The organism is Mycoplasma sp. 2575, from assembly GCF_053851635.1.
The window spans coordinates 1-24,053 of sequence record NZ_JBSQBB010000004.1; the positions used below are offsets into that span (position 1 = coordinate 1).

Sequence of the window (24,053 nt, forward strand, 5' to 3'; positions counted from 1 at the left end):
TTTAACTTAATAAACTCCATAAAAATGGAATTTTATTTTTTTATACTTAAAGTGGGAAACACGGGAACAAATATACCTCAAATTTAGGTAGATTTGTTATTTTTGTATAATAAAACTGGGAAACTCAAAAGGAAAATAAAAAGCAAGAAATAATTCTTGCTTAATTCTTAATTATTATTAAATTTAAATTCAGAAGGTATTTCACTCAATCCGTTTTTAAATAGATTGGTTTTAAAATCCGAGGCTGAATAGATTTTTTTTAGCGCTTCACGATATGAATTTTGTTGTTCTTTACCACCACCATAAATTAGATCATATTGTGGAAGATTATATTTGCCATATAAACCATCATAGTTATAACCTTCAGATCTAAAAGCAACCGATAGCCCGACACGTGCCAAAGTATTTGACGCATAAAATATTGAAACTAGCTCATTATGTTGATTTCGAATTGAAGTTCCAGAAGAACCACCAATCGGTGCATATCTACGTGGAATATAAGCTAAGCCCATATTTACATATCTTTTACCATTAACATAATAAAAATCTTCGCCAATTTTTGGAGCCGCTATAAATGTATCTAAAACACCAGGTTTATCAATAAACGAACGATAACCAATTTGATAAGAAAGAAAACTTCCTCGATCAAGTTTTTCTTTTGGATATGAAGAAGGTGTACCATCTTCGCCATTAGTTATTTTTGCATCATAATATTCATATTCGCTATTAATTCACAAGCTAAAACTATTGTTTTTTCTTTGAATTTGATCATCATCAATGTCTTTCTTCAAATAATAATCCTCACGTGATGAAGGTCACCCTACAGCATACAAGAAATCTATATCTTTAGGTAATGTAGATTTTAGAGGAAAATCAATTTTTGAATAATCCCTTAAGTATGATTTTTGTTTAAATTTAACTTGTTTATCAGCGTGATTAGCATAATCATTAGTAATTTCTTTTGCTAAATTTTGCGCAAAATGTTCACTACCGACTTTTGGATATCTTTGAGTTACATTTTGGTCATTTGAAGTTGCATAATATTTATTAATCTTAGTAAAATCAATTTCTAAAACAGCAAAATCAACAAATTCTTCCACATCACCATATTTTTTCTTTTGACGCTCAGATAAGAAATCAGATGGATGAGATTTTAAATAGTCAGTTCCATCAAAAACCTTTCTAATTGCACTAGGATTTTCAAACGAAAAGCGAGTAATATTATCATCTAATTCAGAAATACGCAAACTTTGCCCAACCTGTAATTTATTGTCAATCTTAGCAATTGAAAAACTTGTCAAATTATCAGTCAATGCCCTTGCAACGTGAGAATTAGTTCCTAAATATCATTTTGTTGGATAACCATTACTATCAAGTTGGTAATCAAGAATTCAAGTGGTTCCATTTTCGCCAATTAAATGTTTTTTTGATTTTGCTTTTAGTTCTAAATCAAGAATAGCTTCTCGTTGCTTTTGGATTTCAATTTCAGGAGTTCTTTTTTGATATTCTGCAATAGCGTCATCATATTTTTTTAGTTCAGTTTCTTTTTCTTTTTGAAGACTTTCAGTTAAATTAACATCAGTGTTCTTAGCAATTTTGTCATCTAATTCTTTTTTTAGAGCTTCTTTTTGTTCTTTTAATTCAGCAACCTTTTTGTCAATTAATTTTCCAAATTCTGATTCATTATTAGGATCTTGCCAATGTTTAATAGCTAATTCAATTTTTGCTATTTCATCTTTAAAATCATTAGCTCTTGTTAAAGCAATTGTAAAAGTCTGTTTAGCTATATCAAGATATTTTTGATTAACAATTTTTCTTGCTAAGCCATTAGTTTTAAAGGGATCATTTTTACCTAGTGTATCAACTCATGAAGGTTGTTTTCCTAATTCTGAAGGCTCAAATAGTTCAATTCCATCGACTTTGCCATCTGCTTTATATGAAGGCAAGCTAAAACCTTTATATGCGGCATTTTCATAAGAATCTTGACCTAACGTTTTTGCTTTTTCATCATATTTTTTAATTTGTTCACTAGTTGCTTTAGTATTTTCTCTTAATTTAGTTCAATCATCAATACCAGCAGAAAAAGCCAAATATTGTTTTAGCGAACCAACGTATTTATCATTATCATATTTAAAACGCTCTTTTTGGCTTAAACTAATATATTTTGAAACTTCATTATCTTCTGGAGTTGAATTAATTTTGTTATTCGGTTTATCACCATTTGAATCACTATTAAATGGCGAAGTTTTTAAACCTGATAATTCAAATATATGATTTTTTCTTGTTAATGTTGCTTTATTTTTAAAAACAACATTAAATTTAGCTTTTCCGGTAGTATTAGCGTCATCTTCTAAAATAATACCTTCAATTGATATGTTGATTTTATTATTTAGATTTACATCCTTAAAATTAATTTTTATATTGGAAACATTCTTTTGGAGCTCACTAGCAAATAGCTGTGACTTTGTATTGCCTGTTAAAAAGTTACTAAAAATAAGTTCAAAATTATCTTCAATGTTTGTATTAACAATTAATTTGTTAAAATCATCATTAAATTCATCATCCGAATATTTTATGCTTTTGTCCGGTGTCTCACTAGACTGATTTTTCTTAATGTTTTCCTTAATATTTGCAATTTCGCTTTTTATGGCATTAATGGCTTGATCTGCCTTATTTTTAGCCTTACGCAAATCAAATACGCCACTGCTTTCATTAGTTAGAATATCATTAATTTCTTTTTGAACTTTTATTCCTTCAGTATAAGCGCTCGATTGTTTAGCATCACTACGAGTATCTTTTAATTCTCTTAAAGATGACTCTAATTCGGTTAATTGTTTTTTAATGTTGTCTTTTAGCGATGTTATGTCATCCTGACATGATATCAATGCAAATGTTGGAGAAAAAAGTAACGGCATTCCAAAAAACGCAGTAATAATTGCCTTGTTTCTTTTTGTTAATTTCATAATTTTAAGATTCCTTACATACTTTTCTAAAATTAGTTGAATGCTTCATCACTAGCAAAACTTACTTTGTAACCATTAGATTCAAGTTGACTCTTCAATGCAGTTGCCCCCTGTGGAACTTGAACTTCCCTCGAAATTCCTGATAAATTAATTAAGATGCTTAAATTTGTTAAGGCTGAACTGGTCAAATTATCTTTAGTTGTCAATCTAACATTTTGTGTAACACTACCATTACTAAATTCAATTTTAGTTGGAGGAAATCCAGGTTCACCACGTGACATTACGGTGTCAAATTGTGCACCATCTAAATCATCGCCACTAATTTCGTATCAGGCTTTATCACTAAAGAATTTAGCATTTTTTAGTTTTCTTGGTTTATTTGATGATTTAATGTAATCATAAAAAATTAAGCCTTTTAATGATCTGATAGAAGGGGCTCTTGAGAAATCAATTCTTGTTGGATAACTATTTCCACCTTCATTGGTATCTGGATTTAGACCAGGGCCGAACCCACCTTGAAATATTCCTTCATTATTTCTAGTGTAATAAGCCATTCTTAAACCATTGTTAATTCTTTCATATTTCTTTTGCGGATCCGATTCATTTTTTAGTAAATCAGACTCTTCAAATGCTAGGGTGTTAAATGTAATTCTTGAAGCAATTTCGGCTCCGGGTCTTGTATCTCAACTAACATTATAATCAATAGTATTAATTCATTCAACATTGCGCAATGCTCATGGGTTAATCGATCAATCATCAAGTAGAGAATTACCCAAGGTAAATAACGCTAGTTCCTTAATGTTTTTATTTTCTAATTCAACTAATGCTGATGTATTAGTTGCTCTATGATCAAAGAAAAGTTCTAATTGCGGCAAGTTATCAGGTAAAGCTCTTAAAATATCTTTGAATTTTTGGTTAGGATCTTTTTTACCCATATTTTTTATACGATATGAAGTAATTTCAATACCTTTATTCTTTAATGATTCAATTAAATTCTTAGTTTTTTCATAACCATCATAGTTAGCAGCATCAATTTCCACAATGTAGCCTTTATTTAACTTACCTTCTTGCGGTTTTTGTCTTATTAATTCAGTTATGGTTATACCATCATTATTTCCGACATTAAATTGTTTAAATTGTTCAGATTGGGTAACATCTTTTTTATTTCATCCTGGATATACACCATTTTGAATTTGTTCTGGGTTTCGACCAAAATATCCCTCAATGCCAAAAGCACGACGGTCACGATTATCTCTTTCACGTCTAGCTATCTCGCCGTTATAACCAGGAGCCGGTGAATAGCTATATGAGTCGATTTCTCCATTTTCATTAATATATGCATTATTAGGAGAAGCAGTATAACCTTGTTTTAAATATTCTTCTGCTCCTTTACCTAATTTTGTAAATTTTGAATAATCTAAATTTTTAATTAATCAAGCATATTTAACATTTTTACTCTTAAATTGTTTAGGTTCTAAATATTCTTTTTTTGCATCCTCTTTTAAGAAATTAACAACATTAGGGCTATCTAGAAGACGTCTGAATTTATCAATTAATTGAGTTCATACTTGACTATTTAATTCAATATATCTATCAGGATCAAACAATTCATTTGGTGTGAATAGTACATCATCGATAAGGCTTGGGAAATAGTTTTGCAGTCCATCTGCATTATTATTAATAAGTTGTTTAAGAGTTGCTTTTCTTAACTCTTCTGTTACTTCGACACTTTTAACATTTCCAACAATTTCATTTACATAAGGATTTTTATTAGTAATTCCTGCAGCAACATCGCGAGGGTCTAATGGTCTAGTTGGAGGCGGTGTTACTTCAGCTAGAACCTGAACACCATTAATTGTAATAGTAATTCTTTCACTTCTAGGTGTAGGGGCGGGTTTAGGCGCAGGGGCCGGCTTTGGCGCTGGTTTGGGAGTTGGTTTTGGTTTCGGCGGAACCGGAACAGGTTTCGGCGGAACTGGGATAGGTTTAGGTTTTGGTTTGGGTTGTGGAAGGGGGACTGGGTTTGTTTTTGGTTCGGGTTTTGGTTCGGGTTTGGGTTGTGGTTTGGGTTCAGGTTTTGGTTCGGGTTTGGGTTGTGGAGGAACTGGAATAGGTTCTGGTTCGGGTTTGGGTTGTGGAGGCACAACAACAGGAGGTTTTGGAATTTCTTTTAAATTCTTATCAGTTATAGACACATCAGCTTTAGTTACATCGGGTGTACCTTTGTGAAATATTTCAGAGTTTTCACCATAAATATTGTTAAATTCTATACCATTTTTATTCTTTTGGTTAGCAGCAAAAATAGCATTACCTATAATTGCTGAACCTAATATTGTTGATCCTAAGGTAAATAAAACGATCTTATTCTTTTTACTCTTTAAAAGCTTCATATTTTCTCCTTAAAATAATTTCAATTCATAAAAAAATCTTATGAACCTTTAATTTAACCTACATTATACTAAAATTTATATAATAATACACAAAAATAAGCATAAGTTAACTACTATCTATTTTCTTTAAAATAACAATAGTTAGTCTAAAATAATAAAAATAGATTTTACTACTTAATTTAAGGTGTTTTTTTATCTTTAATTTCTATCATATTATATTTGCAAATAAGATAGGCTTGTTAATTTGCAAATATACTAAGAATATACAAGTATAATAAAAATGCCTAGGCAATTTTGCCCTAGACCTTTTTATTATTTTTAAAATTTATTTAAATTAATCTTCGTCAACCGAAACTTTTCCGCCACGTTTCTTAATAATTTCGTCAGCTAAATTGCGAGGTAATTTTTCATAATGATCAAATCACATTTGATATGTACCACGTCCAGTTGTCATTGATCTTAATTGAGTTGCATATCCAAACATTTCGTTTAATGGAATGTATGCTTTAATAACATGCGCTCCATCGTTTCGAGTTTCGTTATCTCTAACTTGACCTCTTCTACGAGAGATATCTCCCATAACATCACCAAAGAAATCTTCTGGCACAACAACAGCAACATCCATAATTGGTTCTAATAAAACAGTCCCCAATTGTTCACAGCCCTTGGTCAATGATTTTGAAGCAGCAATTTTATAAGCAAGTTCTGATGAATCGACTTCATGGTAGGAACCATCAAATAGAGTTGCCTTAATATCGATCATTGGATAACCGGCAAGAATACCAATTTCCATTTTTTCTTTAAGACCTTTTTCGATCGATTTAATGTACTCTTTAGGGATTTTACCACCGACAATTTTATCAATAAATTCAAATCCACCATCAGGGTTTGGTTCGTATTTAATTCACACGTGTCCATATTGTCCCTTACCACCAGATTGCTTCTTATGAATACCTTCAACTTCTGCTGACTTAGTAATTGTTTCACGATATGATACTTGTGGAGCCCCAACACTTACTTCAACCTTAAACTCACGTTTTAGTCTATCAACAATAATGTCTAAATGAAGTTCACCCATACCAGCAATAATAGTTTGCCCAGTTTCTTCATCTGTATAGTATTTAAATGTAGGATCTTCTGCTCCTAAACGTTGTAGAGCTAATGAAAGTTTCTCAGAAGCATCTTTTGTTTTAGGTTCAATTGCTTGCGAAATAACTGGCTCAGGAAAATTCATATTTTCCAAAACAATTTCTTTATGTTTTTCATCGATAAGTGTGTCACCAGTTGTTGTGTATTTTAAACCAACAGCAGCACCTATATCACCAGTTCTAACCTCATCAATATCAGTTCTTGAATTAGCATGCATTAATAAAATTCTACTAAATCTTTCTTTTTCACCTTTTGTTGAATTTATTACATATGAGCCCTTTGAGATAACCCCACTATATACTCTAAAGAAGGTTAAATTACCAACAAATGGGTCATTCATAACTTTAAATGCTAATGCTGAGAAAAATTCATCATCAGAAGCAGGAATTGAAATTTCTTGTTCACCTTTGTATGCCTTCATTGCGGTAATATCCAATGGTGAAGGTAAATATTCAACAATAGCATCAAGCATTAACTTAACACCTTTATTCTTAAACGAAGTTCCGCAAACAACTGGGAAATATGTTGAAGTTAAAGTAGCCTTTCTAATAGCTTTTTTCATTAATTCAGCCGAAACTTCTTGTTCCGTTAGGATTAATTCAGTAATTTCTTCATCAAAATCTGCTAGTGATTCGGCAAGAGAAGCACGCATTAAATTTGCTTCGTCCCTTAGATAGTCAGGAATTTCGATTTCCTTCATATTTTCGTCGACACCACCATCAAATTCATAGGCTTTCATGGTTACTAAATCAATAATTCCATTAAATTGTGATTCTTCACCAATATTAAGTTGGATAGCATGTGCATTAGCACCTAATAGCTTTCTTAGCGACTCAACAGATGCTTTGAAATTAGCACCCATTTTATCCATTTTGTTAACATAAACAATTCTTGGAACTTTATAGTTGGTTGCTTGTCTCCAAACAGTTTCTGTTTGAGGTTCAACACCTGATTGAGCATCTAGAACAGCGACAGCACCATCTAAAACACGCAACGAACGCTCAACTTCAATAGTAAAATCAACGTGTCCAGGTGTGTCAATAATATTTAATCTTTTATTCTTTCAATATGCAGTTGTAGCTGCGGAAGTAATAGTAATACCACGTTCTTGTTCTTGAACCATTCAATCCATTTGTGAAGCACCTTCATGTGTTTCACCGATTTTATGAATTTTTCCTGTGTGGTATAAAACTCTTTCTGTAGTTGTAGTTTTACCTGCATCAATATGAGCCATAATTCCGATGTTACGATAATCTTCTAATTTATATTCTCTTGACATACTTTGTTCCTAATAAAATAAATAATTTAAATAAAAATAGGTAATTATCATCTAAAGTGAGCAAATGCCTTGTTTGATTCAGCCATCTTGTGGGTATCGTCACGCTTTTTGATAGCTCCACCCATTTTATTTGCTGCATCAATGATTTCATGTGCTAACTTTTCTTCCATTGTTTTGTCATTTCTTAATCTGGCATATTGAATAATTCATCTTAGTGCTAATGTTTGTTTTCTTTTAGCACTAACTTCACATGGAACTTGGTAATTAGAACCACCAACTCTTCTTGAACGAACTTCAAGTTGTGGACTTACATTTTCTAGTGCAGAATTGAATACTTCCATTGGTTCTTTACCAGTTTTGTTTTTAATAATTTCAAAGGCACTGTATAAAATATTCTCGGCAACAGATTTTTTACCATCTAGCATAATTGTGTTAATTAATTTGGTAATAATTTTTGAGTTAAAAACTGGATCTGCTAAGACATCTCTCACAGGTGCTTTATGCTTTCTTGACATATTCTTTCCTTTCTATTTAACTTTCTAATTAATTACTTTTTGGTTTTTTTGTTCCATATAGAGAACGACCTTGTTTTCTATTGTTTACCCCAGCGGCATCTTGAGTACCACGGATGATAGTATATCTAACCCCAGGTAAATCTTTAACTTTACCTCCACGGATTAATACAACTGAGTGTTCTTGTAAATTGTGCCCTTCACCAGGAATATAAGCAGTAACTTCTTGTCCATTAGATAATCTAACACGGGCGTATTTACGAATAGCTGAGTTAGGTTTCTTAGGAGTCATTGTAGCAACCCGAGTACATACACCACGTTTAAATGGGGCTGGAATTGCTTTTTCTTTTTTTTGTAAAGAGTTGTACATCTTTAATAAAGCAGGGGCTTTAGATTTAGTTGTCTTATCTTTACGGCCTTGTTTAACTAATTGCGCAACTGTAGGCATTTTTTTCCTTTCTTAACATTGTTTTACATATTTTCAGATATTTTTAACTCTTATTTTAAAAATACTAAATTATTATACAACAACTAAACCAGTGTTTTTACTTTTTTATGTTTTTTATTAATAAAAAAGCAGCCAGATATAATTAGGCTACTAAAATTTCTTGGTAATAATATCAATTTGCTCTTTTTCTTTCTTTATTTGTTGTTCAAATGCCTTAAGTTTGCTTATTTCTTTGGTGATTTGGCTAATATTTCAATCATATCTAAATACATGATCTTGCAAATATTTCTTAATTTTTAAAATCAAGGGCGTGTATTTAACATTAATCAAATTATCTAGTGTTCATTGTGAAAAATTACTTAGTTCTTCAAAAAATTCAGAAACAAGGCGAGTATTATTATTGTACATATCCACAAATTTCTGTACTAAGTTTTTAAATTTTTGTTTAGCTTTATTTATAAAAACGTCAATATTATTTTCATGAGTTATCTTTTCTTCTTTTAGAGACCTTAGAAGATTGCTAATTTCATCCTTTAATTTAATAACTTCTTCATTCTTAGAACTTCCAAATAACGCATCAACATTTGCTAATAAATTTATAATATCATTCTTAAGTGAGTTAATTACATTATATTTTAACTTTTCGAGATTTTGACTACATGAAGCAACAAGGGGTGCAATAGTAATAACTGGCAAAAAACCTAGTACTAATTTTATTTTTTTAGCCATAGCAAAAGCAAATTATTTAGTTGCTAAAAATTTTGAAATTAAAAATTGTTTATATTCATGCATAAAATCAATAAGTTCTTTTTCATAAATAATATTTGAATCTTCATAATAATATGAAACATTCGAATGTGGATTAAAGAATAAATCTTCAACTTCATTATCACGATAAAATAATCATGAATTTTTAGTGGCGCTTTGATATAAAGGATCATTAGCACGAGCCGTGTATACATATTCCTCATATTTTTTATTAAATTCAGCTTTTGACATTGCTGCTAATTCCTTAGTTTCGTTAAGAATTTTAGCCTTTTTGTCCATTTTATCCATCCAAATAATTTCCTGTTCAATCTTAGATAAATCTTGATTGTGAATTGGTGTAGCAAATTCCGCAATATCAGAAATTTTTTGAGCATTACTTTTAATTTCGTTTTGGACTTCTGCAAAATACTCTACTTTAAATAATTGATTTAAAAATAAGTTATATTGTTTCTCGAATTTTATTTGATCCATATTATTATAAAATTTCATTCATCTTAATAACACATTAGATAATAAAAGATTAGAAGATTTTAACTTATCAAACTCTATATTAATTTTTTCAGGATATTTGGCTAATTCTTGTTTTTTTAATTCCTTAAGAGAAATAATTTCATTATACACTGCCTCATTTTTATGTTTATATTGAGGATAGTTAAAACTTATGTAATAAATCACAACAAATGCGATACCAAACGAAATTAAAAGAACGATAGCAAAAGAAATAAATGTTATAAATAAAGGAATATATGAGGTAATGGTGTCTTTATATTCTAGATACTTCATTTCTGTAACCAGACCTGAATTAAATTTCTGGGTTGCAGTTCCCATATATGAATATACTTTTGACAATGATACAGATGAAAAAATAATTTGGATAGCTAGAATAACTAAAATTGTAACTATATTATAAAACGCGGTACTTTTTATATTTAACCCTTGTATATATTTTTTAAATAAAAAACCATCTAGTACTGCTTTTGTTTTATTAATGCTACGCTTAAAATTAATAAAAAACTTAATTATTAAATATAAATTAACTATTGCCAAAAGTGTCAATATTAAACCATAAATTAGAAAAGGATTAGAACCGACACTTTCAGAATTATTGGGAACCTTTGAATTCTGTCCTTGTAAAAACAGCTGACTCATTTTACCTCCTAAAATTAATCATAATCATTATTATTCTCAATATCTTTTATTTCTTTGGCATTATCAGATTCATTTTCTTTATTATTTTCATTGTTACTCATATTAGCTTTTTCGTTATGACTATTATTATTTTCAAATATGGCACTGATTTTTTCAATTAATTGCTTACGCTTTAATTCGCTAGCACCAAATATATTTAATTTTTGCGCCATAATTATTAGTTTTTCATCGCTTAATGTTTCTAATTGTGAGCTATATGATTTATTATTTTTTTCCTCAATAATCTCATCATTGTTTTTTTGTTCATTATTATCAAATATAGAAGGTTGTGTAGAATAAGTTTGTTGGTTAGTTTGTGAAAACTTTTGCCCAAAAATTTCATTTATTCTACCTTGTTCATTGTTGATTCTTACAATTCTAAATAATTTTACAATTCTTGAAAACGGCCAATATATTGTGAAATATCCTATTAAAAATATGATTGTAACAATAAGATTTAAAATTTGGTTTATATCCCATGGTTTAATTCTAAAAATACCACCGGCTGAGAAAAATAAATTAATAAATATAATCATAACAGTCATGCTATATAAAGTCAGTAACCAAGGCGAATATTTTGTGAAATCTTTTTCTTTTAGTGAAAGTGTTAAAGAAACAATGTGTCAAATCAATACAGCTCCAGAGAATAATGCCACAACGATAGAAAATGCAAATTTTCTTATAAACAAATCTTCAACTGAAGCATTAATGGTAGATATCTCATAACTAGGATTTGCATTTGAAAATGCTTCTTTATAATTCAATAAATAGACTTGTTTTCTAACTGCATACTCAATAAATATGGCCATTAATGATAAAAACATCACAACTAAAAATGCTGTAAATAATATTGATTTTACTAAAATTGCCTTTTTGTTGTGTTTGTAAAGTTCATCAATTGAGTTGTATTTATTTATATCAATATTTTTCATAAACACCTCCTTTTGGTTTTAATGAGTTTACTTAATTTTAAAATATATTAGAATTATAACTAAATTTTATCTACCTTGCTCGATTTCTCTTTGCATTAGTTCGGGAATAGGGGCCTCAAGATGTATGTTTCTTCCCTTATTATCAATAAAATCTAGTTGTGCAGCATGAAGTCTTTGATTAAAAGAATCAATTTTTTTATTATAAACAGGGTCCCCATAAACTGGATGCTTAATATATCCTAAATGCACTCTTATTTGATGAGTTCGTCCTGTCTTTAAATTACATTTTACTAATGTTTTATCTTTATTATCAATTTTCAAATATTCAAGACATTCAATCATTGTATATGCATTTTTCGAGTTTTGATCGCTAACAGCAAATTTTTGACGATTTTTTATATCTCTTCCAATGGGCAAATTAATATGCATTTTTTTGTTAGCTATTCTTCCATCAACTATAGCAATATATGTCCTGTTAATCTTATGTTCTTTAAGCAAAGAAGCAAAATAATTGTGGGTTGAATTATTTTTAGCAATAATTAATAGCCCGCTAGTATCTTTATCTATCCTATGAACTATGCCAAGTCTTAAAAGCCCATTAACATTACTTAAATTATTTTTAAAGTGGTACATTAAGCCGTTGACCAAAGTATTATTCCTGTGGCCGGGGGCCGGATGAACTACTAAACCCGAAGGTTTATTTATAACCAAATAATCTTCATTTTCATATACAATGTCAAGGCTGATTTCTTGTTCCTCAATCTTTATTTGTTTATCGATGACTCTAACAATTTCTATTTCATCATTGTTTTTGATAACAAATTTATTTTTATTAATTTTAATTCCATTAACAAAAACAGCCCCCTCTTTAATTAATTCTTGAATATCATTTCTAGTTATTGAAGAATTATTTGCTATATATTTATCAATTCTTTCAGAATAGTTTGCAACAAGTTTCAACATAATTTTTAAATTATAACAAATGTTATAATAATAGCATGAAGTTTTTGGAAATCAAAAAATCAAAATTTATCCCCATTTTATTTAATATCAATTCAAAAGAAGATGTAAGAAAAAATATTGAATCTCTTTGAAAAGAACATAAAAAAGCAAAGCACATCGTTTATGCTTATATTATAAAAGACAATAATGTTATTATCAATGGATATACTGATGACCGTGAACCAAAAGGTGTGGCTGGGATTCCTCTTTATAGCTATTTAAATAGTAAAAATTTAAAAAATAAATTATTAGTTGTTATTCGTTATTTCGGTGGTATTGAATTGGGAAGAAGTAATTTATTAAGAGCTTACTTGCAAGCAGCCAAACTACTTTTTAATGAGTAAATAAGATTCAAATTCAAATATAAGTCTCGCTTTTTTAGAATTAATGTTTTAAATATTTTAATATTTAAAAGCTCTATCATTACGCTAGATTGAAATTTAGCAAAATAATGGAGTAAAAATTTAAAGAATTTATTTTTAGATTTAGTTGAAACTACATGTCTTTTTAAAATTAACACCAATCATATCCTTGTATAATAACTAGTTTTATTAGTGTTTTTTTATAGTTATCATTCTATCAATGGTTATAACCTATTCTAACTTAAAGGCATTAAACAAAACATATCAATGTAACATGAAAGAAAGTAAAAAGCAATTATAAAAACTAAGAAAAACCCAAATATACTTTTTCTAATTCTTTTGAACCTTTTAAGGCAATCCTTTGAATTAAAATTATTTAATAAATTAAAACAAAACTCCATCTTGAGATCCTAAAAAAATAACTAACGAGCTAGTATAGAAAAACCCAAAATTGCAAATCCAAGAAATAATGAGAAAGATAAAAAATCCCCTTTTAAAAAAAAGTATAAAATTTTTCTTAATTTTGAATTCTAATTTATTTTGTAACCTTAGATTTTAATTTTATTTTGTGTTAAAAAACTTAGAACTCAACTAAAATAACAATAGTTTCAAAAAATGCTATTTTCACCCAATGTTCAAAAATTATGAATTATTTATATATAATTTTTTATTTATTTAGATTTAGCAATTATTAAAAAACTATAAACACTAATTTGCCTATTTTTTCTTGAAATAAAACTATTTTTTTGTTCTATTAATCTGGCATATTTATTAATATAATAATAAGATATATTTTATACCTAAAATAGCATAATAATAAATTGATTTATAGTAAATTTTTTCATTAAAAGGAGTAATATGAAGTTTAAGTTAAACCCATTGTTAAGTGCAGTTATGATAGCTGCAACACCATTAGTAATTAGTGCTCAAAACAATATGGCCAACAATATCGATAAAGAGGAAAAAAATTCTAGCAATAATGTTAGCGTTTATGCAACCGAGGCAATATCGATACCCACAAATGATGACTATAATGATGTTGAAAGTTATAACATTTACTGAAAGACTGAAGCTTTTAAAACTCATTACAAAATGTTATTTGCATATAGAGTACTAAAAAAATTAATTAATTTTCAAGGTGAGAAATTAGAGATACTTCCATATAAAGAAAAATTAATGGAATTTAAAATTTTTCCTGATGGTGTTTTTGATAATTTTAACAATGAATACTTTTTTTATGACCATAATTTTTTACATTGGGGAACCTTTATTAGATTATGATCAGATGTTAATTTTGACTATAATGTTTTCTTACTTAATGAATACAAAAAATTAAACATTGATAGTGTTTATAAGGTTGCAGATGATTTAAGATCAAATGTAACTTCCGGAAAATTTTCATCAAAAATTAGTGATATTTATATAGTCCAAACTATTATTGCTCATTTTGAAGCCATTAATTTATTGATTAAACACAAAGAAAATTCAAATATTAAAAATTTGATAAAAGATCTATTTAAGGTGCAAAGTGGCATTAATTCTGCAGATCCTGCTTATTTAAATACCTTAAAAGATTCATTGCCAATTCTCGAAAAAATTAAGAAAGAAGCGAATGATAGTATTATTGAAGAAATCATAAAAGAAGTTGAATCAGAATTTTCACATGATAAGTTAATGTATGATGCATTAATTTCCGCACAAAAATCATACGGTTCTATCGAATACGATGAAAAAATTAAACCATTAGTTAAACTAGTTTCGAATTCTAGCACAATGGAATTTTTGGAAAATCTTAAAAATTCCGCTAACAATATTTATCTTAGTGAAAAACAAAAAGTCGATATGGCATTTAATGATTTAAGAAACAAAGACCCTAATATTAAAGAAAAAATTAATAAAGCACGTAATGTAGGAATTTTAAGAGAACTTTATGCTGATATTATGGCTAAAAAAATACACGAATATCAAAACGATGTAATGATATTAATTGAAAAAACAAAGGGTTCTAGCATGTATGATGATTTTATGAGAACATTTAGTACCATAAAAGAAAAAAATGAGCAACAAATTGAACAAAGAAAAGTTGCAATAGAAGCTTTTGATAAAAAATGAAAAGATTTTGGCCGTAACCATACTAAAATTAATATTGATATTAAAAAAGAAAAAGATGAACTTAATACTAAATTATCAAGTCAAATAGAAAACCAAAGGATTACTATTGAACAATTTAATGATCTTAATGATAAATCAACTAATTTGTTTTCTGATGAAAACAACAAAACAAAATTGCTTATAAATAGCATCAACTCAGTAGACCAAAGAACTAAAAAACTTGAAGAATTAAAAAAAGCAAAAAACATTGAAGATCTACAAAAATTAATAGTAGAGGCACAAAAAATTAAGAATGTAGAAGATTTAACAAAAGCAAGGGAAGAAGCTACAAAAGCACTGAAAAAAATTGAAGGTTCAGTGAATTATGAAGAATATAAAAAACAACATAGTGAAGCGCAAGATGATATTACCAAACTAACTAAGTTAGCGGATAAAATAAATGCTGAATACAAATTAAAAAGAAATGAAGTTGAAAAAAATCTAAAAAGTTTAGATGATAAAACAGGATTCGAACAAGCGCTAGAAGAAGCTGATAATATTCAAAAATTAAATAAATTAAATGAAGCACTATTAAATCAAATAAAAGAACAAGATTTAAACAAATTAATAAAAAGAGCACAAAAAGCCGTTGATCAAACTGAAGGTTCAGAAAGATTTGAAGAATTTAAAACGTTGTTCGCCAATGCAAAAAATGATGTTGTTAAACTTACTAATGTAGCAGAAAAAGCAGAAGAAATTTATAACATAGAAAAGCAAAAAATATTAGATACGTTTGACAAATTGTTAGATAAAAAGGATTATCAAACAAAAATTAATAATGCAAATAATATAAAGAATCTAAAAATTCTATTAAAAGAAATAACTCAAGAAAAAATACTTCAAGAAAATGCCCAAATAAAAAAAGAGGCGAATGATGCTATTGACAGACTAGAAGGTTCTGAATTAAAAAAACAACTAGGTAGGGAATTAAGCAACAACAAAGAAAATACTAATAAAATAAAAGATATTGCAGCTAAAGCAACACAAGAATTTAATATGGAACTTAATTCTACAAAAGAAGAACTAAACAAGCTAACAAATTCAAATACAAAAAAAGAGTTAGAAAAATTGATAGAAAACGCCCAAAATATAAAAGAATTAAGAATTATTAAATTGAAGATTCAAAAAGCAATTACTGAGCAAGAAACAAAATCTAAAAAAGAAGGCAAATCAAAGATAAATGTAGCAGCGATTGTAGGGCCTCTTGTGGTAATACTAGCATTAGCTGGCGCAAGTGTTGGGACTTGATATGCAGTTAAACGTCATAAGATTCAAAAAAGAAAAGAAATAAACAAAAATTAGGTCAAAATAAGAAAGTCTTGAATCTCTTATGAGGTTTTAGACTTTTTTGTTGACAATTTTTAGCTAATAAAAAGCAAAAAAGTGTTACCATAAGTAATTTTGTGCATTTTTTTAAAAAGCTTATTTCTTTTTGATGACTCTTTAATAAGAGTTTATTTTACAACCCAAAATCAGTTAGAAAAATGAAATAAAGTTTGTTCCTAATTGGGGGCCTGTTTTTAATCGATTACAAATTATTTTTGAAAAAAAATAAATAATTAAAACAACCAAACAACATAATGTTGCTTGGTTGTTTTTGTATAATAAATTTAGATTTGTGTGGTTGCTATTCTCAAATCTCTTACTAAAAATAAGCCAGAGATAAATTTACACAAAATTATCTACACTACCACATTATTTTTTTATCAATCTTATTAATGATATTAGTGACAATATACCAAATATCGCAGCTATCGCTATACCAACATAAGATATAATTCTTATATCACCAAGTTTCAAAAAGCCATTTAGTTTAAACACTAGTTTTCCGAGCGGTGTAGTAGCATTTGATAATAATGCTTCATTACTAAATGTAATAGAAGCAATTATTGATGAAACAACAAGTATTGGGAAGCTTATTATCAAACATATTACCCAACCAATTTTATGACCCATATTTTTTCCTTTCAATCTTAAATTAATTATATATGTTTTTTTAAATGATAAACTATTTTTTGACCAGTTCATCATGCACATATTTTAAAAGTAGCATACAAACAATAAATAGTTTTTGAAGCTTTGTTTAATTTTTTGTATTGTCCACCATTAAATTAAAACAGGTTTTTTATAAAAAAAATAAAAAAGAGACTTCGATATATTTCAAGTCAAGGCCTCTAAAAATATAGAATCTTATTTTTGTTCCATTACATCGTCCTGTATCATCATAGTTCTTTTATGCAAAACCTCACACTTTTTCATTTTCACTTCATATGATATAACAAATGAAAATTGCACTGTATAAACAATTAATGATACAATTTGCCATACAAGAGCCCCGATTAAACCATTCAAGGCTGCTTCCTCACCTTTGATATTTTTATCTACAATACTCAAAATAAAGAAAATAATTCATCATAAGTTATTTAAAATAAAAATAAATAGCATTCAAGGACTTATTGATTTAAAGTTTCTTGTTTTTAATCCTTTTATTAGTTGAGGCATAAAAGCTAAGGTTGTTCCCGCAGGCGTAATTAAACCAATAATAAGTGATGTAACTTTATCAAATACCGCAATTCTATTCCCAACAATTGGATAAAAATAGCCAGTATTAATCTTTTGAAATACTAATACTATAAATACAGCGAATATCGAAGTTGCAAATAATTCTACTAAAACTATAGCTGCCGTTGCAAATTTTTTTTGTTTTTTGGTAATTGCTTTATTATAGTGATATAAAAAATACATTGTAAAAGCATATATAAAAGAACAAATTAAGTTTGCTAAAAAAATGTATCAACCGTTTTCATCACCTGTAAATACACCATAAATTAACCAAATAATAATTCCAATATAAAAAATTCAAAATGAATAATAATTTATGTTTTCAGCTTTTTTGGTTTTAACAACCCTAACTAGTTGAGGAACACCTAAAAGAATTGTCGCTATCGCTCCTAATGCTCCAAAAAACTGAATAGATATTTCTAATGCTGTCATAACTAAAAAATTATACATTAATACTAATTTATAAACATAATATTGCCTAGTTTTTAATATTTTTTTATAGCAAAAACATATTATTAAAAATTATTATAAAAACCATCTAAATTTTGCTATGTAAAATTAGAACGTTCAAAAAAAAAAAAAAAACACCAATTTGGTGTTAAGTCATTTCTGAAATGGTGGCTCCGGCAGGAATCGAACCAGCGACACACGGAGCTTCAGTCCGTTGCTCTACCAACTGAGCTACAGAGCCATGGCGGTCCAGACGGGAATTGAACCCGCGATCTCTTCCGTGACAGGGAAGCGTATTAAACCACTTTACCACTGGACCGTGGTTGCGGAGATTGGAATCGAACCAATGACCTTTGGGTTATGAGCCCAACGAGCTGCCGCCTGCTCTACTCCGCTATATTATGGCGGGCAATGAGGGATTTGAACCCCCGCGGGCCGTGAAGCCCCTGGCAGTTTTCAAGACTGCTCCCTTCAGCCTCTTGGGTAATTGCCCATGGTGGACCCAACAGGACTCGAACCTGTAACCGACCGGTTATGAGCCGGTTGCTCTAACCATTGAGCTATGGGTCCTAAAATTTCACTATTGGGTTTTACATTTGGTAGCACCGAAGAGAGTCGAACTCTTGACCTTCCGGGTATGAACCGGACGCTCTAACCAACTGAGCTACAGTGCCATAATGGTGGAGAGGAAGGGACTCGAACCCTCTACCTCCTGCGTGCAAGGCAGGCGCTCTGGCCAGGTGAGCTACCCCCCCATAAATGGTGAAGAAGACAGGATTCGAACCTGCGACCGCTTGAGCCCAAGTCAAGTGCTCTACCAAGCTGAGCTACTTCTCCACACAGAAATTTTTGCTAAATGCTTTATTATTATATATTATTTTTTATGTTAGTTATTAATTTTTTTAAAAATCTTCGTTGTTTCAAATAAACTCATAATCCTTAATTTTAATAGTATCACCATCTTTAATATCGGAATTTTTAATTAAATCAAATACACCTAATGATTTTAATTTGTAATTAAATCTTCATAAATTATCAATAGAAATAACAGGAATTTTTTCATAAACCTTATAAATATCACTGCCAACAATTTCATAAGTATCATCAGACAGTTTGATAATTTCTATTTTCTTTTTATCTAGCGAAATAACAACAACTTCTTCAGATTCTTTTAATTCATTAACAATATTAATTTTAGCTTCTTGTAGAGTTTCTCATAACACCTTTTTTATTTCTTCTATATGCGAGTCAAGCAATGATGAATTTTCTATTAATTTAATATTAGGGTACTTACTTTTAAATTTTTCTAAATGAGTTTGATATGATTCGAGATCAGATTTGTTAGCTACAACAATCTGTGGTAATTTTTCAAGTCTAAGATTATAAGATCTTAGTTCATTATTAATAATTTCATAATCCAAAATTGGGTTTTTATTTGAATCACCAAAATCAATAATGTGGCATATAACCCTACAACGCTCAATATGCTTTAAAAATTGAATCCCAAGGCCTTTGCCCTCCGAAGCTTTTTCTATCAATCCAGGCAAATCTGCGACTACAAAAGTATTTTCATAAAATTTAACTAAACCCAATTGTGGAACAAGTGTTGTAAAATCATAATCGGCTATTTTGGGTTTAGCATTAGAAATTTGAGATAAGATTGTGCTTTTCCCTGCGCTTGGTTTTCCAACAAAGCCCACATCAGCTAAAACTTTTAATGTTAGATGCAAATTAAATCTTTCACCTAATGTTCCGTTTTCGCAAATTCTTGGAGCAGTATTTCTTGATGATTTAAATCTTAAATTGCCTTTACCACCTTTACCGCCTTTAGCAATCAGATATTTTTCTTCTGTAACAATATCAGCAACTAACTTGCCATCATTATAAACCATAGTGCCCAATGGCACCTTAACAATTAAATCATCAGCGCCTCTGCCAAAAGCATTTTTAGGTTTGCCGTTTTCCCCATCATTAGCAACAATCTTTTTTTGGTAGTAAAATGGCAATAATGTATTTTGCCCAGGATCGCCCTGAAAATATATTGAACCTCCATTTCCTCCATCGCCGCCGTCCGGGCCGCCTTTATCAACATTAGCCTCGCGCCGAAAACTAATGATCCCATCTCCACCTTTTCCAGCAATAACCAAAATATCAACTTCATCTATAAATTTCATGTGTTTTATTTTATCAAAAATTTAGATAAATTTAGCCATTATGAGTAATTATTAAATAGTTTAAAAGCAACCTTTTTAAAATTGACAAGGTTGCTTTTCTATTATTTAATTTACTTTTTTTGTGATTCAATGGTTTTATTTAATTGTTGCAATAATTCATCTGTTAGTGACAATTTTTTATAAAGATCTTCGATATTTTTCTTCCATTCTTCTTTTGCTTCTGAATCCGTTATTTTTTCTAGAAGCTTAATTAGTTTTTCATATAATTCTTTCTGCTTTGCAAGGTTCTTAGTTCATGTTTCTTCTGCTTTGGCTCTTGCTTTTTGTGAAAATTCTTCAATTAACTTATCACCTTTTTCTTTGGAAAATTCCGTTATAAGTTCTTTTATTTTTCTAAGAAGTTCTTCATCAACATCTTTATGCATACTTTTTTCTTCTTTAAGTTCCGAGAATCTACTATTAATTTTTAGATTTATTTCGTTAGCTAAATTAAGCAAGAAGGAAAGTTCTGTTTTATCTTGAGCTACTTTTTCTCTAGTTAGTTTATTTATTTCATCTCCATTAAGTTTAGATTGTAAATCATCAATCTTTTTATTAACATCATTTCATTTTTTTTCATAATAGGCAAGTAACTCTTCAAATTTTTTTATAATGCCATTTTTATCATTTGGTATATTATCATCTTCTTTTTTGATCTTTGATTGATCATCCTTTTTTGGTTTATCATCATGTTTATCCATAGGATCATTTGGGAGGGGTGTTTGTTCAGGTTTTTGTTCAGGTGTTTGGGGATTTTTTTCTTCTTTTTTATTGTCATGTTTTGGATTATCTTGTTGAGGATTTTTACTTGACTGATCTTCTTGCTTTCCTTCGCCGGGTTTTTGGGGATTCACTATTGGAGGAGTAGTATTACTTCCTTGATCTGGTGTCTCATGCTTATCAGGTTGTTTTTCTTTTGGCTTATTTTCAGGGTTGCCTTGATCGCCAGGTTTGCCGGGGGACTTATGCGGATTGCTTGGTTCAGCTGGTTTTTCTGGTTTTTTAGGCCCTGGGTTAGATGGATTTGAACACGAAACCAACGCAGCTCCTGTAATAACTGGTAACGAAATAGATGTCAATGCTAATAGCAATTTATTTGATTTTTTCACTTGTTCTCCTTATTGTTAAATTCCTTATTTTGATAAAAAAGAATCTTTTTTGCTTTTTATAGATATTCCATAATTTCAATTATATTATAAATGAAAAATGGTCTTATTTCTTAATAACTCTTGCAAATAAGATCTCGTTAGCCTCAGGATACAAATTATCAAATTTGGCAAAATTAGTTATTTGTTCGTAATTAATCAAATCTATCTTAATAAAACTAAATATTTTTTTCATCTTTTGAGGCATGACAACAGATAACATTAAGGCTATGCCATAAATCCCGTTAAGCAAGGTATTTAAAACGCAATTAAGTCTATCTAAATCTTCCTTCAACAATCATGGTTTTGTTAAATCTATATATTCATTTAATTTCGAAGACAAATTAATAGCATTTTTAATTGCCTTATCAGCATGAAATTGATCAAATTCCTTTTTATATTCCTCATAATAAACACTTAATGAGTCTAATATTTTTTGATCGATTTCAAGCAAATTATTCTTATCAAAGTATGTGCCATTTGCAAAGTTTTGATTAACCATTTTGATAGTACGATTAACAAGATTACCAAAATTATTTGCCAAATCAGCATTTAGCACGTTAATTAAAAGTTCTTCACTAAAAGAAAAGTCATTATCGATATTAACCTGCGAACAAAAGAAATATTTAATTTCCTCAGCTCCGTATTTGTTAATTAAGGGAATTGGTTCCACAATGTTTCCTTTTGATTTTGACATTTTACCCTCGGGAGTAATAATTCATGAATGAACAACTTCTTTTGTCGGTAGATTGATATCAAGTGATTTTAAAAATATTGGTCAGTAAATTGAGTGAAAACGCGAAATTTCCTTCGCTAAAACGTGAACACGTTCATTACCATTACGCCAAAATTTATGATAATTTTCATCGTTATTTGTTTCATATCCCAAAGCAGTTAAATAGCTGAATAATGCATCTAATCAAACATAAATAACATGTTGCTTTTCATCATTATTTTTTTGTTTAGGTACATTGATTCCTCAATCAAAGGAAACCCGAGTAATTGATAGATCTTCAATTCCTTTGGAAAGAAAATTACTCTTTAGCTCCTTGGCAATATTTTTATTAGTTAAAAAGTTAGAATTTATATCAAAAAATTCATTTATTCAAGGTTCCAACTTTTTCATATCAAAGAAATAGCTTTCTTCTTTAATTTCTTGAAGCTCATGACCTGATGTCGGGTGGTAATATCTTCCGTCTTTATAGATAGCTTGTGTTTTAGTAAAAAATTCTTCATCGCTAACCGAATAAAGACCTACATACTTATCTTTAAAAATAAATCCCTTTTCGTACATTTTTTCGAAAATTTTAATAATTGCTTGTTCATGTTGTTTACTTGTAGTACGACTGTAGAAATCATAGTTAATTTTCAATAAACCTCATAAATCAATAAATTTCCGAGATTGAATATCAACATATTCTTGAGGGGACAAATTATATTCCTCAGCTTTTTTTTGAATTTTTTGACCATGTTCATCAATACCGGTCACAAATAAAGTTTCGTATCCTTGAGTTTTTTTATAATTTGCAAAAACTCATGCCAGTGTCGTTGTTAAGACATGACCAATATGTAAATTTCCGCTAGGATAATATATTGGAGTAGTTATATAAAATGTTTTTTTTGAATTATTCATGTTTTTCTCCTTTTTGTTTCATTGGGATATAAAGTTTTTGCGTTTCTAGGCGATATGAATGGTCGTTTTTATCATCATTATGAAGATAAATATTTGGTTCAAAATACGTGCCTCAACCCGAGTTAAATCGTGATTCAACTAAACAAAATTTAGGTTGAGAATTGATTCTAGTGAAAACTAGTTGCACTCTTTTTGGTTCAAAATTATATTTGCGCAATAATGATATTAAATCAATATATCTAGCAATTGGAAGCACAACACTAAAATAACCTTTTTGCTCAATTATTTTAGAAGATAAAGAAATAAGTGTTTCTAAATCTAAATTAATTTCATGTGTAGCCAGTTTTTGCGCATATGTACCAGTTTTTCTAACTTGATTATAGTTTTCATTGTAGTAGGGTGGGTTAGCAACAATTGAAGAGTATTTCTTAGCAAGATTATTCCCACATTTAAAAGCATAATCTTTTGCATATTCCTTAAAATCAGCTTCAAAAATTTTTATTTGGTCTTCCAAATTATTTAAACATACATTTTGCTTAGCCAACAAAACTGCTTTAGGTTGAATTTCAACTGCGTCAATTTTTATTTTTTTGGATCTGGCAGCCATAAAGATTGATAATGCTCCATTATTTGTACCAACCTCGAGCATATTCGATACATTGCGATTAATTGAAACGAAATTACCTAATAAAATTGTATCAACAGAATAATTAAACATCTCCTTATCTTGATAAACAAAGAGGTCATTACCATATCCTAAGTTATTTTTAAAAACACCGATTTTTTTCATAATAACTAATTATAAATTAATATTTTTTTTGATACTACATTAAGTTAGATTAATCATTTCGTTTTAATAAAATGTTTAAAACCTCATAATTTATAAAAGCCTTATACATAATGATA

Annotated in this window: 17 protein-coding genes and 8 tRNA genes; 2 read left to right on the forward strand and 23 right to left on the reverse strand. The window is 29.0% G+C overall.

The annotated features are described in order from the left end of the window. Positions 1-167 precede the first annotated feature (167 nt). The 9 genes from mip to ACWXVU_RS01030 form a co-directional block, all read right to left on the reverse strand. Positions 168-2,963, reverse strand: a complete 2,796-nt coding sequence (gene mip / locus ACWXVU_RS00990) for an Ig-specific serine endopeptidase MIP (RefSeq protein ID WP_456011975.1) — start codon at positions 2,961-2,963, stop codon at positions 168-170. Between the two features lie 32 nt (positions 2,964-2,995). After that, positions 2,996-5,353 carry a putative immunoglobulin-blocking virulence protein gene (locus tag ACWXVU_RS00995; protein ID WP_456011976.1) on the reverse strand — a complete coding sequence of 786 codons (2,358 nt, stop codon included), beginning with the start codon at positions 5,351-5,353 and terminating at the stop codon, positions 2,996-2,998. 334 nt (positions 5,354-5,687) lie between these two features. Beyond that, entirely contained in the window at positions 5,688-7,781 is a 2,094-nt protein-coding gene (fusA, locus tag ACWXVU_RS01000; RefSeq protein ID WP_456011977.1) for an elongation factor G, read from the reverse strand. Positions 7,782-7,825: 44 nt separating this feature from the next. Beyond that, a complete protein-coding gene (rpsG, locus tag ACWXVU_RS01005; protein WP_438340318.1) occupies positions 7,826-8,296 on the reverse strand; it encodes a 30S ribosomal protein S7 in 471 nt (156 codons plus the stop codon). A 28-nt stretch (positions 8,297-8,324) separates the two neighbouring features. Beyond that, positions 8,325-8,741, reverse strand: a complete 417-nt coding sequence (gene rpsL, locus ACWXVU_RS01010; RefSeq protein WP_438340319.1) for a 30S ribosomal protein S12 — start codon at positions 8,739-8,741, stop codon at positions 8,325-8,327. A gap of 150 nt (positions 8,742-8,891) precedes the next feature. Continuing rightward, positions 8,892-9,470: a hypothetical protein gene (locus ACWXVU_RS01015; RefSeq protein WP_438340320.1), complete on the reverse strand. Its 579-nt coding sequence runs from the start codon at positions 9,468-9,470 to the stop codon at positions 8,892-8,894. A gap of 12 nt (positions 9,471-9,482) precedes the next feature. After that, on the reverse strand, positions 9,483-10,658 hold the full coding sequence (locus tag ACWXVU_RS01020) for a hypothetical protein (RefSeq protein WP_456011978.1): 1,176 nt from the start codon (positions 10,656-10,658) through the stop codon (positions 9,483-9,485). Between the two features lie 14 nt (positions 10,659-10,672). Further along, positions 10,673-11,629, reverse strand: a complete 957-nt coding sequence (locus ACWXVU_RS01025) for a hypothetical protein (RefSeq protein WP_456011979.1) — start codon at positions 11,627-11,629, stop codon at positions 10,673-10,675. Between the two features lie 66 nt (positions 11,630-11,695). Next, complete coding sequence (locus ACWXVU_RS01030; protein WP_455993638.1) at positions 11,696-12,592, reverse strand: RluA family pseudouridine synthase; 897 nt, start codon at positions 12,590-12,592, stop codon at positions 11,696-11,698. A 35-nt stretch (positions 12,593-12,627) separates the two neighbouring features. Here ACWXVU_RS01030 and ACWXVU_RS01035 point away from each other — a divergent pair, with 35 nt between their 5' ends. Continuing rightward, on the forward strand, positions 12,628-12,975 hold the full coding sequence (locus tag ACWXVU_RS01035) for a YigZ family protein (RefSeq protein ID WP_455966342.1): 348 nt from the start codon (positions 12,628-12,630) through the stop codon (positions 12,973-12,975). Between the two features lie 876 nt (positions 12,976-13,851). After that, a complete protein-coding gene (locus ACWXVU_RS01040; protein ID WP_456011980.1) occupies positions 13,852-16,446 on the forward strand; it encodes a hypothetical protein in 2,595 nt (864 codons plus the stop codon). Positions 16,447-16,839: 393 nt separating this feature from the next. Here ACWXVU_RS01040 and ACWXVU_RS01045 read toward each other — a convergent pair whose 3' ends face one another. The 14 genes from ACWXVU_RS01045 to ACWXVU_RS01110 all read right to left on the reverse strand — a co-directional run bounded on the left by ACWXVU_RS01045 (position 16,840) and on the right by ACWXVU_RS01110 (position 23,937). Continuing rightward, positions 16,840-17,100, reverse strand: a complete 261-nt coding sequence (locus ACWXVU_RS01045; protein ID WP_438340326.1) for a hypothetical protein — start codon at positions 17,098-17,100, stop codon at positions 16,840-16,842. Positions 17,101-17,334: 234 nt separating this feature from the next. Then, positions 17,335-18,138, reverse strand: coding sequence for a SemiSWEET family transporter (locus ACWXVU_RS01050; RefSeq protein ID WP_456011982.1), 804 nt, complete (start codon positions 18,136-18,138; stop codon positions 17,335-17,337). A 183-nt stretch (positions 18,139-18,321) separates the two neighbouring features. Next, positions 18,322-18,397, reverse strand: a tRNA-Phe gene (locus tag ACWXVU_RS01055). A 1-nt stretch (position 18,398) separates the two neighbouring features. Then, a tRNA-Asp gene (locus tag ACWXVU_RS01060) sits at positions 18,399-18,475 on the reverse strand. Position 18,476: 1 nt separating this feature from the next. Further along, positions 18,477-18,552, reverse strand: a tRNA-Met gene (locus ACWXVU_RS01065). 6 nt (positions 18,553-18,558) lie between these two features. Then, positions 18,559-18,649 (reverse strand) — tRNA-Ser (locus tag ACWXVU_RS01070). A 1-nt stretch (position 18,650) separates the two neighbouring features. Then, positions 18,651-18,726, reverse strand: a tRNA-Ile gene (locus ACWXVU_RS01075). 27 nt (positions 18,727-18,753) lie between these two features. Continuing rightward, positions 18,754-18,830 (reverse strand) — tRNA-Met (locus ACWXVU_RS01080). A gap of 4 nt (positions 18,831-18,834) precedes the next feature. Continuing rightward, a tRNA-Ala gene (locus ACWXVU_RS01085) sits at positions 18,835-18,911 on the reverse strand. 5 nt (positions 18,912-18,916) lie between these two features. Further along, positions 18,917-18,993 (reverse strand) — tRNA-Pro (locus ACWXVU_RS01090). Between the two features lie 65 nt (positions 18,994-19,058). After that, entirely contained in the window at positions 19,059-20,330 is a 1,272-nt protein-coding gene (gene obgE, locus ACWXVU_RS01095; protein WP_444704788.1) for a GTPase ObgE, read from the reverse strand. 110 nt (positions 20,331-20,440) lie between these two features. After that, on the reverse strand, positions 20,441-21,478 hold the full coding sequence (locus ACWXVU_RS01100; RefSeq protein ID WP_456011983.1) for a hypothetical protein: 1,038 nt from the start codon (positions 21,476-21,478) through the stop codon (positions 20,441-20,443). Positions 21,479-21,581: 103 nt separating this feature from the next. Then, positions 21,582-23,147: a methionine--tRNA ligase gene (gene metG / locus ACWXVU_RS01105; protein WP_456011984.1), complete on the reverse strand. Its 1,566-nt coding sequence runs from the start codon at positions 23,145-23,147 to the stop codon at positions 21,582-21,584. Next, on the reverse strand, positions 23,140-23,937 hold the full coding sequence (locus tag ACWXVU_RS01110) for a tRNA1(Val) (adenine(37)-N6)-methyltransferase (RefSeq protein WP_444704791.1): 798 nt from the start codon (positions 23,935-23,937) through the stop codon (positions 23,140-23,142). The genes metG and ACWXVU_RS01110 overlap by 8 nt, the downstream gene beginning before the upstream one ends. Positions 23,938-24,053: the final 116 nt, after the last annotated feature.